The organism is Micromonospora sp. CNZ285 (assembly GCF_004637285.1).
The window spans coordinates 348,129-357,766 of the sequence record NZ_SPQD01000001.1 but is presented as its reverse complement, the minus strand read 5'-3'; the positions used below and the strand labels follow the sequence as shown (position 1 = coordinate 357,766).

Annotated in this window: 16 protein-coding genes; 8 read left to right on the top strand and 8 right to left on the bottom strand. The window is 73.1% G+C overall.

Going from position 1 to position 9,638, the window contains the following annotated elements; translation table 11 throughout:
- Nucleotides 1-8 precede the first annotated feature (8 nt).
- The 3 genes from surE to CLT75_RS01715 are packed head-to-tail and all read right to left on the bottom strand — an operon-like array spanning nt 9 to nt 2,025.
- A complete protein-coding gene (surE, locus tag CLT75_RS01725; RefSeq protein WP_135239161.1) occupies nt 9-839 on the bottom strand; it encodes a 5'/3'-nucleotidase SurE in 831 nt (276 codons plus the stop codon).
- Nucleotides 829-1,755, bottom strand: a complete 927-nt coding sequence (locus tag CLT75_RS01720; RefSeq protein WP_135243875.1) for a PfkB family carbohydrate kinase — start codon at nt 1,753-1,755, stop codon at nt 829-831. The genes surE and CLT75_RS01720 overlap by 11 nt, the downstream gene beginning before the upstream one ends.
- Nucleotides 1,756-1,812: 57 nt before the next feature.
- Entirely contained in the window at nt 1,813-2,025 is a 213-nt protein-coding gene (locus CLT75_RS01715) for a hypothetical protein (RefSeq protein WP_013285200.1), read from the bottom strand.
- A gap of 165 nt (nt 2,026-2,190) precedes the next feature.
- On the opposite strand from CLT75_RS01715, the gene CLT75_RS01710 reads away from it, so the two are divergent.
- A complete protein-coding gene (locus CLT75_RS01710; protein WP_135239160.1) occupies nt 2,191-2,895 on the top strand; it encodes a hypothetical protein in 705 nt (234 codons plus the stop codon).
- Between the two features lie 40 nt (nt 2,896-2,935).
- Here the strand turns inward: CLT75_RS01710 and CLT75_RS01705 are convergent, their stop codons facing one another.
- Nucleotides 2,936-3,124 carry a hypothetical protein gene (locus tag CLT75_RS01705; protein WP_018786469.1) on the bottom strand — a complete coding sequence of 63 codons (189 nt, stop codon included), beginning with the start codon at nt 3,122-3,124 and terminating at the stop codon, nt 2,936-2,938.
- A gap of 67 nt (nt 3,125-3,191) precedes the next feature.
- On the opposite strand from CLT75_RS01705, the gene CLT75_RS01700 reads away from it, so the two are divergent.
- On the top strand, nt 3,192-3,476 hold the full coding sequence (locus CLT75_RS01700; RefSeq protein WP_135239159.1) for a hypothetical protein: 285 nt from the start codon (nt 3,192-3,194) through the stop codon (nt 3,474-3,476).
- A 9-nt stretch (nt 3,477-3,485) separates the two neighbouring features.
- On the opposite strand, the gene CLT75_RS01695 is transcribed toward CLT75_RS01700, so the two are convergent.
- The 4 genes from CLT75_RS01695 to CLT75_RS01680 form a co-directional block, all read right to left on the bottom strand.
- The gene (locus CLT75_RS01695; protein WP_135239158.1) at nt 3,486-4,028 is read right to left on the bottom strand and encodes a hypothetical protein; all 543 of its coding nucleotides are present in this window, start codon (nt 4,026-4,028) and stop codon (nt 3,486-3,488) included.
- Nucleotides 4,029-4,082: 54 nt separating this feature from the next.
- On the bottom strand, nt 4,083-5,036 hold the full coding sequence (locus CLT75_RS01690; RefSeq protein WP_135239157.1) for an FAD-dependent oxidoreductase: 954 nt from the start codon (nt 5,034-5,036) through the stop codon (nt 4,083-4,085).
- A 70-nt stretch (nt 5,037-5,106) separates the two neighbouring features.
- The gene (locus tag CLT75_RS01685) at nt 5,107-6,018 is read right to left on the bottom strand and encodes a CU044_5270 family protein (protein ID WP_135239156.1); all 912 of its coding nucleotides are present in this window, start codon (nt 6,016-6,018) and stop codon (nt 5,107-5,109) included.
- On the bottom strand, nt 6,011-6,625 hold the full coding sequence (locus tag CLT75_RS01680; RefSeq protein WP_135239155.1) for an RNA polymerase sigma factor: 615 nt from the start codon (nt 6,623-6,625) through the stop codon (nt 6,011-6,013). Before CLT75_RS01680 ends, CLT75_RS01685 begins: the two co-directional genes overlap by 8 nt.
- A 178-nt stretch (nt 6,626-6,803) precedes the next feature.
- On the opposite strand from CLT75_RS01680, the gene CLT75_RS01675 reads away from it, so the two are divergent.
- Genes CLT75_RS01675 through CLT75_RS01650 form a run of 6 tightly spaced genes read left to right on the top strand, consistent with a single transcriptional unit; the run spans nt 6,804 to nt 9,636 of the window.
- Nucleotides 6,804-7,217 (top strand): YbaB/EbfC family nucleoid-associated protein, encoded by a 414-nt coding sequence (locus CLT75_RS01675; protein WP_135239154.1) that lies wholly within the window; start codon nt 6,804-6,806, stop codon nt 7,215-7,217.
- Nucleotides 7,214-7,543: a hypothetical protein gene (locus CLT75_RS01670; RefSeq protein WP_135239153.1), complete on the top strand. Its 330-nt coding sequence runs from the start codon at nt 7,214-7,216 to the stop codon at nt 7,541-7,543. The genes CLT75_RS01675 and CLT75_RS01670 overlap by 4 nt, the downstream gene beginning before the upstream one ends.
- 3 nt (nt 7,544-7,546) lie before the next feature.
- Entirely contained in the window at nt 7,547-8,041 is a 495-nt protein-coding gene (locus CLT75_RS01665; protein ID WP_135239152.1) for a WXG100-like domain-containing protein, read from the top strand.
- A complete protein-coding gene (locus CLT75_RS01660) occupies nt 8,034-8,561 on the top strand; it encodes an endonuclease (protein ID WP_135239151.1) in 528 nt (175 codons plus the stop codon). Before CLT75_RS01665 ends, CLT75_RS01660 begins: the two co-directional genes overlap by 8 nt.
- Nucleotides 8,558-9,103, top strand: a complete 546-nt coding sequence (locus CLT75_RS01655; protein WP_135239150.1) for an SUKH-4 family immunity protein — start codon at nt 8,558-8,560, stop codon at nt 9,101-9,103. Before CLT75_RS01660 ends, CLT75_RS01655 begins: the two co-directional genes overlap by 4 nt.
- Complete coding sequence (locus tag CLT75_RS01650) at nt 9,100-9,636, top strand: SUKH-4 family immunity protein (protein WP_135239149.1); 537 nt, start codon at nt 9,100-9,102, stop codon at nt 9,634-9,636. The genes CLT75_RS01655 and CLT75_RS01650 overlap by 4 nt, the downstream gene beginning before the upstream one ends.
- The last annotated feature ends 2 nt before the right edge of the window (nt 9,637-9,638 follow it).

Sequence of the window (9,638 nt, the reverse complement as noted above, 5' to 3'; positions counted from 1 at the left end):
AGCCGTCCTCAGCCGTCGACCGGCAACTCCACGCCGGGCAGGTGCCCGAGCGCCCGGATCGCGGTGACCGCCGCGTACCCGTCGGCCAGCCAGGCGATGTCGGTGCCGGGGACCGCGCGGACCGCGTTCGCCTCCACTGCCGTACGCACGAACCCCTCACCGCGCTCGGCGACGGACACCTGCACCTGACCGAACGGGGCCAGTGTCGCCTGGCGCAGCCCGGCCACCTGATCGGCCGGCAGGTCCGGCACGTTGAGGTTGAGCACCGTGCCCGGGTCCGCGCCGGCCAGCCACGGCAGCAGCGTCGCGGCCAGCTCGGCGGCGCTCGACCAGTGGCGGGACTCGTCGTCCACGCTGTCCAGCACCGCGATCGCCGCGCCACCGCTGCCGGCGCTCGCCGCCGCCGCGGTGAGCACGTCGAGCGACACGGCGAGCGCGCGGATGCCGTTGTTGCCGGCGGTCAACGCCGCGCCCACGGTGCCGGAGTGCAGGACCGCGTGGCCCGCGTTGGCGCCCCGGTTGATGCCGGACAGCAGCAGGTCCGGCACCGGCCCGAACACACCCAGGCCGGCCAGCACCGCGATGTACGCCGGGGACGCCGCCACCGCGTACGCGGGCACACCCGGCAGGCCGTCCAGCTCGGTCTCGCGGAACACCAGCCGCCCGTCGTCGGTCACCGCCGACAGCGCCGCGCTCATCCCGCTCGCCTCGGCCTCCGGCGCCGCGACCACCACGTCCATCCCGCGCTCGTACGCGGCCCGGGCCAGCGCGCGGATGCCGGGGGCGTGCACACCGTCGTCGTTGGTCACCAGCACCCGTGGCGGCCGTTCAGTCGTCATCGTCGCCGCCGTCCAGCGGGGTCAGCCGCACCCGGCCGGCCAGTTCGCGTACCGCCTCGGCCCGGCCCGTGCCCAGCCCGTGCCGCGTCACGTTCAGCGCACCGGCGGCGGCGCCGATGTGCAGCGCCTCCCGCATGTCGCCGCCTCGGGCCAGCACCGCCGCCACCCCGGCCGTCATCGAGTCACCGGCGCCCCGGTGGTCGGCCAGCTCCAGCGGCGGGGCGTGCACCAGCAGCGGCTCGCCGTCCTCCGGCAGCGCCAGCGCGGGCTCCCCCGCGCGGCTGATCAGCACCGTCCGCGCGCCCCGCTCCTGGCACCGGCGGCCGGCGTCGCGCAGCGCCTCGACGCTGTCGTCCTTGGCCAGGCCGTCGTCGAGCAGCTCCTCGTGGCTGACCTTCAGCACGCTCACGCCGCCGTCGAGCACCGCTTCCAGGTACGGCCCGGACAGGTCGGCCACCACCTTGCCGCCGTTGGCGCTCAGGTCGGCGGCGAGCCGGCGGTAGATGTCCGGGTCCACCACCTGCGGGTCGGCCGGGCCGCTGAGCACGCTCACCGGCGCGCGCAGCCCCTCGGTGAGCGTCACCGTGTACAGCTCGTCGATGTCGTGCCGCACCATGGGCGCGCCCGGGTGCTCGGCGATTTCGGTCCGCTCGCCGTCGCGCCGGTCGTGCACGTACCAGCCGGTGCCGGACTCGCGCCGCACCATCCGTACCGTGACGTCCTCGTCGTCGAGCAGTTTGCGGACCGCGTCACCCACCTCGCCGCCGAGACCCACGCACATGGTCACCGGTACGCCGAGCGCCGCGATCATCCGGGTCTGCCACACCCCCTGCCCGCCGGGGTGCAGGTGCAGCTCGGGTACGTCGCCCTGCTGCTCGATCGTCACCGTCAACAGCGGGGCCGGGGCGAACACCATCACCTTCTGCTCCATCCGCCAGTGTTGCCCGCTCACCGGCCCCGGTAATCCCCCAGGTCAGCGCGTACGCGCGGCGGTACGGCGACGCCGCAGGTACGGCAGCGCGAACAGGTAGAGGCCGCTGATCAGGAGCAGGGCGAGCGGGAGCAGCGGCACGTAGGAGACCCACACGATCGGGTCCTTCTGGGCCAGCGCCACGAAGGTGATCACGACGGTCACGGTGAAGGCGACGGAGAACCAGCGGTGGAGCTGACGGATGCGCGTATCCATTGATGCCTACCTCCCGGCGGTGGCCTCCCCGGCGGGGCGGCCCGTGCCGGAAACGCTAGGTCCGGGTGCCCGCCCGGGGCTTCTCGATTCCTGACCGGTCCGCGGGGCGGATTGCCCGGCCGCCCTACCCTGCCGACAAGAGCAGCCGATGCCACGGGGGCAGGCATGCAGATCATCGAACACAGCATCCTCGGCACCCGCTCCGCCGTGCTCCGGCTACGCCGGCCCGGCAGCCGGTTGGAGTTCCTGGTGTTCCCGATGCTCCATGTGGCGAGCCCGGCGTTCTACGCGGCGGTCACGAAGCGGCTCCGGGAATGCGACCTGCTCGTCGTCGAGGGCGTCAGCGGCCGGTCCGCGGTCGGCTCGGCGTTGACACTCACCTATCGGGCCATGCCGGCCAACCGGCGCTCCGGCCTGGTGACAGACCCCATCCCGTACGCGTCTCTCGGCGTCGAGGTGCTCAACCCGGACGTGTCGGCGGAGGAGTTCACCGAGGGCTGGCGGGCGATGCCGCTGCGGTACCGCCTCCAGATGTGGCTGGTGATCCCGTTCGTGACGGTGATGCAGTTCTTCGGCGGCACCCGGCGTCTGCTCTCACCGGAGATCGAGGTGAACGACCTGCCGTCAGCCACCGACGAGCGGTACGCCGACCACGAGTTCACCGAGCACGCCGAGCGCGCGTTCGGCGGCGAACGCGACGAGCGCCTGCTCGCCGCATTGTCCGAGCTGGTCCGTGCCCGGTCGGCGGAACGTATCGACGTGGCGGTCGTGTACGGCGCCGGACACGTGCCGGCGATCGTGCGCGGGCTCTTCGAGCTGCACGGATACCGTCCACGCGCCGCCGAATGGCTGACCGTCCTGGAGCGGTGAACAGAGCGCTCAGGCGGCGTGCCCACGCATGCGAACCCGATCAGTCAGCGGCCAGCTCTGGCCGGTGCTCCTTGATCCATTTCTGCACGTCCGACTTCAGCCAGACCTTGCCCTGCACCAGGTCGGCCACCGGCTCCGGGAAGTTGCGGTGACTGGTGATCACGTAGACGCGCTGCTTGCTGATGCCACCCAGCATCACGCGGATCTCGGCTGCGCCCACCAGCTCCATAAGCCGGACGCTAGACAGTTGCCCTGACTCCTTGACTCGGGTCAACGCCTCGGTCATCGTATGGGGTATGCCGACTTCCTCGCCGACCCAGGGCCGCCCGCCCAGAGCGATCCGGGCGCACGTGACGATCCGGCCGCTGTGGCTGTGCCGGGTCTGCGCCGGCCCGTGGCCGTGTCAGCCCGCACGCCTGTTGTTGTTGCTGGAATACCGCCGCGACCGGGTGGCGCTGTCGATCTACATGGCCGGCTGCCTGTTCGACGCCGCCGCCGACCTGCTGAAACTCAACCCCGATCCGGGCCCTCGCCCCGACGAACTGTTCCACCGGTTCGTCGCGTGGACGAGACGCTCGTGAGCGGACAGGTCACTCGCGTCCCGCCGGGTCCGCGGACCAGTCGTCCACCCGCATCCGCCGCGACGCCGGGCTCGCCGTGTCGGAGCGCCGCACGAACCCGGCGACCGCGAGCGCGCTCATCGTGGTGGCCACGGCGGCGGCGAGCACCAGGAGGGTGGTCTCCACCTGCACCGTACGCATGTACTCGCCGCCGTTCGCGGTCGCGGACGCGTAGCGCACGGCCGCGAGCGGGTTCAGCAGCACCGCGGCGATGCCGGCGGTCCAGGCCGCCCTCGGTAGCCGCTCGTCGCCGGGACGGACGGTCCGCCGGGCGGCCCAGCAGCCGAGGGCCGCAAACGTGACGAGCAGCGTGACCGGCAGCAGCCAGAGCACGACGGGCAGCAGGTCGCGCAGGGGCACCACCGCGTCGAGCAGCTCCACCGGGAAACTGGCGCCGTCGTGGGTCACCAGGCCGATCCGGTGGCTGTAGGCCGCGAGCGCAACCAGGGTGCAGCCGAGGTGGACGGCGATCAGGGCGACGAGGGCGGACAGTGCGGCGCGGCGGGCGGACACCGGGCCGAGGCTACCGCCCCGCGCTCCGGCGGGGGGCCGCCCGCGCCGCGGCGGTCAGACACTCAGGGCGAGATCGGCGACCTCGGCGGCGCAGCCCCAGGACAGCGTCACCCCCGCGCCGCCGTGCCCGTACGCGTGCACCAGCCGCCGGTCCGCCGCGTCCACCTCGACCCGGGGGCCGCCGTGCCGGGCCGGGCGTAGCCCGATCCGCTCCCCCAGCACCGGCGCGTCCGCGAGCTGCGGCACCAGCGCCACACACCGGCGCCGGATCGCCGCCGCCTCCTGCGGGTCGGGGCGGGTGTGTGCCACTCCGGCCTCGTAGGTGCCGCCGAGCACCACGTCGTGGCGGCGCGGGTGCACGTACGTGATGCCGGCCGGGTCGTCCTCGTCGCGTACCGAGACGGTCAGGCCCGGGTTCGCCACCAGCAGGACGTGCCCGCGCGCCGGGTACACGGCCGGGTCGGCGGCGAGGCGGCCGGCGGCCAGGCCGGTAGCGTTCACCACGACCGGCGCGAACTCGTACGCCTCGGCGAGCGTGCCCAGCGCGCGACGGACGACCCGCCCGCCGCCGGCCTCCAGGCGCTGCCGCAGCCAGGTGAGATAGCCGGTCATCTCCACCGACGGGGCGGTGAACCGCAGCAGCGCGGTGTACGGCGGCTCCGCCGGCTCGACCGTCAGGTCGCCACAGGCGTCGGCCCACCAGGGCGGCCCGGCGTAGCGGTGGCGCAGCCACATGAGGGTGGGCCGGTCGACCACCCCCGGCACGCCGTCGGCCGCTTGGCGGCGCAGCTCGGCGTGGGTGTCCCGGGCCCAGCGCAGCACCCGGGGATCCTCCTCGGTGTGGCTCGGGTACCAGACCGCGGCGGCCACCGTCGACACCGTGTCGGCGGGGTCGTGGGCGGTCAGCACGGTGACGTGTGCGCCCCGCCGCTGGAGCGTGAGCGCTGTCGTCATCCCGATCACCCCGCCGCCGACCACCACCACGTCCGCCTTCGTCATGACGCCCATGATGGCGCAGGCCCCGGACGCACGACCGGAGCGGGCGGGCCGCCCAGGGAGGCGACCCGCCCGGCGGGCTTCAGCCCTTCTGGCCGACCCGGTCAACGACCGCGACGGACAGCACCGCGGACGTGCCCGCCTCCCCGCCCATGCCGAGGAACGCGTACGTCCGCGGGTCGAACACCAGCACCATCACGGCCGGGTTCCCCGGGTAGGACCAGCTGACGCCCACACCGGAGCGGCCCGCACCGTCGGTGGCCTTCTCCACCACCTTCAGGCCCGGCGTCGCGGCGGCGGCCTCGAACAGCGCGGCCCGCGACCGTGGCCTCAGGTACGAGTCGTTGAGCAGGAACAGCACGTCCTTGGCGGCGGCGTTGACGTCACCGGGCTCGCCGCTGCGGTGCTTGTCCAGGTAGGCGCGCATCGCGGTGGCGTCGGTGGGCACGGCGGGATCGTAGGCGGGCTCCGGCACGCACGGCTCGGTGCCCGGCATGAGCTGCTGGCCCTTGTACCCCTTCGCGCGGCCGTCCCGGCAGCCGGGGAGCACGTATTCCTGTCGGCCGCCCGGCGGGTACTCGACGACCAGGCCGTCCCTGGTCCCGTCCACCGACGCCCAGCTCTCCCGCAGCTCCGGGCCGCCCTGCGAGCGCGTGTAGACGAACTGGTCGGGCCGGGGCTCGACGTCCGGCAGCCGCAACGCCGCCGCCGCCGCGTCGCGCAGCACCTGCCGGGCGTCGGCCCGGGCGGCCGGCGCGCTGCCGCCGATCCGGTCCGGCGCCAGCACCAGCACCGCCGCGAGCGACGCCGCCACCGACGCCGTCGCGACGCCGGCGAGGACCAGCCGCCAGGCCGGCCGTCGCGCCCGCCGAACCGGCGCGGCCTCCGTCGCGGTCAGCGCGCCGACCAGCCGGGTACGCGCGGCGCCGAGTTGTTCGCCGGCCGGCAGCTCGGTCTCGTCGCCGAGCCGCCGGAGCAGTCTCATCTCATCCATTGCTCAGTACCTCCTCGATGGTGTCGGCCGGTTCGCCGCCGAGCCGTTCCCGCAGCAGCCGGCGCGCCCGGTTCAGCCGGGACCGCACGGTGCCGACCGGGATGGCCAGCGCGGCGGCGACCTCCTCGTACGTCAGGTCCTCCCAGGCGACGAGCAGCAGCACGTCGCGGTCCCCGTCGGCGAGCCCGGCCAGCGCGTCCAGCAGGTGCCGGCGCAGCGACCGCGCGGTCACCTCGGCGGCTACCCGGTCGGCGGGGGACGCCTCGGACGTCGCCGGGTGGTACGCCTGCCGCAGCCGGTACTCCCGTTCCTCGGTCCGCCGCTGCTGGGCGACGAGGTTGGTGGCGATCCCGTACAGCCAGGGGCGGGCGTTCGGGCAGCCGGTGTGGTACCGGTCCCGGCGCCGGAACGCGGCGAGGAACGTCTCTGCGACCAGGTCGTCGGCCGCCGCGGAGCCGAGCCGGCGCGCCAGGTAGCGGTGGATGTTCGGCGCGTGCCGGTCGAAGATCGCGGCGAAGGTCTCCGGCTCCCGCACGGACCGGGCGACGACCTCGGCGTCGGTGAGCGCGCCGACGTCGACATCCTTCGCCCGTCTCAGTCTTCTCATGCGCGGCCTTTCGGCGAGTGGGGACGTGTCACCTGTTGTCCGCTGCTCGCGTCCGGACGGTTCACGCCCGTGACGGTAGGCCGGTCGGGAGGTCCGTCGTGGACCGTGCGGTCGTACGGGGCGGAATCGCTTTGTCCGTCTCGGTTACGCTCGTGGCGTTTGGCCTTGGGGAGGGCTCATGAGTGCGGATCCTTCGATGAGCGGCGACTTCACCCGCATGCTCGACGCGACGATGGCGGCACTTCGGACGGTCGGTCCGCCGCCCGCCGAGGAGGCGGAGACACCGGCGGTGGGTGAGGCCGCCGACGGGCAGGTCCGCGCCGAGATGGGCCGGGACGGCCGGCTCCATTCGCTGCACGTCGAGCCACGGTTGATGCGGCTCGGCTCCGACGAGCTGACCGCGCACATCGTCACCGCCGTCAACGCGGCGATCGACGGGCTGCGGGCCGGTCCGGCCCCGCAGGTCGCGGACATGTCGCAGTTGCGGGAGCAGTTGCAGGAGGTACGGGACACGGCCGTACCCCGGCTCGGGTCGTTCCTCGACGCGCTGACCGAGGCGCAGGAGCGGATGGCGCGCGGCGGGCAGCGATGAGCGGCGACGGCTTCGAGGTGCACCCGCCGCTGATCCGGGCCGCCGGGCGCGGCGTCACCGACCTCGCCAAGCGGTTCACCGGTGAGCTGGAGGCGTTCGAGGCGCGGATGCAGGGCTACGGCGAACCGTGGGGCGCCGACGACATCGGCTCGCTGATCGGCATCGCCTACACCGAGGTGGCGAACTACATCTTCGACTGCGTCGGCATGGCGGCCGACGAGTTCACCTCGGCGGGCGCCGACATCACCGGGATGGCAGACGCGTACGAGCGGGTCGACGAGGACGGCGCGGGCACCATGCGCTCCCTGGCCGGCGGGCTGGGGTGAGCCGTGGGACTGCAACTACCCGGTGAGCTGATCACCGCGCTCGGCTGGATCGGCTACACCTGGCCGCAGGCCGACGAGGAGAAGCTCTTCGAGATGGGCCAGGCGTGGCTCGAGTTCGGCGGCCGGATCGGGGCGGCGGCCGGCGAGGCGGACGCGGCGGCCGCGCAGGTCTGGACGCAGAACGTCGGCCCGGCGATCGCCGCGTTCCAGAAGTGGTGGGGCGGCGAGCAGAACGGGCCGCTGGTGCTGCACGACAGCATGCCCGCGGCCATGCTCCTCGGCGCCGGGCTGATCATCTGCGCGGCGATCGTGCTGGCGCTGAAAATCGCGGTGATCGTGCAGCTCGCCATCCTCGCGTTCGAGGTCGCCCAGGCGATCGCCACCGCCGTGGTCACGTTCGGCGCCTCGCTGGCCGAGATCCCGATCTTCCAGATCATCACCCGGGAGATCGTCGGCGCGCTCATCGACCAGGTCATCGGGAGACTGCTCGATGCCTAGCCCGAGGCGCGGCCGGGGCGCCGCCGCGAAACCGGCCGCCGGCAAGATCGTCCGCAAGGCGGTCGAGAAGCTGGAGAAGCCGATCGTCCGGGTCACCGGGCCGAACCACAGCCTGCCCACGAAGGTGGTCCGGGTGGAGCGCAAGAACTTCCACGCCACCGCCCAGTTCCGGCGCAAGATGGCCGCGCTGAAGAAGCTCAGCGACGAGGGCAAGCTCTACAAGGCCACCAACCCGGTGCAGCGCGACAAGAGCATCACTGACGGCTACAAGGACCGGATCCGGCAGAAGATCTGGGACAAGTACTGGCCGCACGACAAGGACCTCGCCAACCGGCTCAGTCAACGGCTCAGCGACTACCATCCCGACCACGTGTGGGAACTGCAGCTCGGCGGGCCGGACACCGTCGACAACCTCAAGCTGCTGCATGGTAGAACCAACACGGACATCGGCTCCCAGATCTGGGGGCAGATCCAGAATCTGCCGGACGGAACCCCGATCCGAATAGAGGTAGTGGATTGACTTCCGATCTCGCGCAGCTTCTCGACGAACTCCGCGCCGACCTGGCCGCGGACGAGCCGGCGAGTCTCGCGTACGCGCAGATCGGCGCGCCCGCCGACGACGGTGACGTGCCGGCGGAGCTGCCGGCCGGCCTGCGTGATCTGCTGCTCGCCGCCGACGGCCTGCGGGCCGGGGCCTTCGAGCTGGCCTCGACCGGACGGCTCGCCGGGGTGCAGTACTTCCTCGACTACGCGCCCGGCTTCTCCCCCATCCCGCAGGACAAGACCGGCTGGCTGGTCGTCGGCACGCGCAGCGACGAGCCGATCTTCCTGGAACGGGCGACCGGCGCGGTGTGGTACTTCCCGCCGACCGGCACCGAGTGGTTCATGGGCGACGCGTTCGAGGAGCTGGCGCCCGACCTCGACTCGTTCGTGCACTACTACGTGCTCGGCCCCGGCTACGCCGAGCTGGTCACCGACGACGACGCGTGGTACGCGTTCCTCGACCGGCAGGGCCTGCTCGACGACGCGGACGAGGTCGACGAGGACGAGGCGCAGCCGTGACGGTGACCCGGGAGCAGCTCACCGCGCTGTGGGGTGAGCGGGGCGTCATCTACTTCCCCGACCAGCGTTTCGACGCGATCCTCGGGCCGCTCGGGCCGGACGTGTTCCCGCCCGACGGGGCGCTTCCGGTCGAGGTGCCGATCCTGTTCACGGTCGACGTCTCGGTACCCGACGTCGAGCTGTTCTCCACGCTGTCGATCGAGCTGGGCGACCAGGGCCCCCGCCCGTACGTCGTGCTCGGCGCCTCGCCGGAGGACCCGGCGCTGCTGTTCTGCCTGGACGCGGGCACCGGCGCGGTGATCCTGCTGGACCTGGAGACGCCGAACCTGGAGACGGTGAACGGCACGTTCGCCGCGTTCGTGGAGTTCCTCTACCGGCTCGGGCAGCTCATCGCCACCGACCCGGGCGGGCGGGAGCGGGCCGCCCGGGCGGCAGCGATCCGCGACGACCTGCGCCCGGTCGACCCGGCCGCGTTCGCGGAGCCGGAGTCGTGGTGGAACATGGCGTTCGACGAGCTGGAGTCGACCGCCTGACG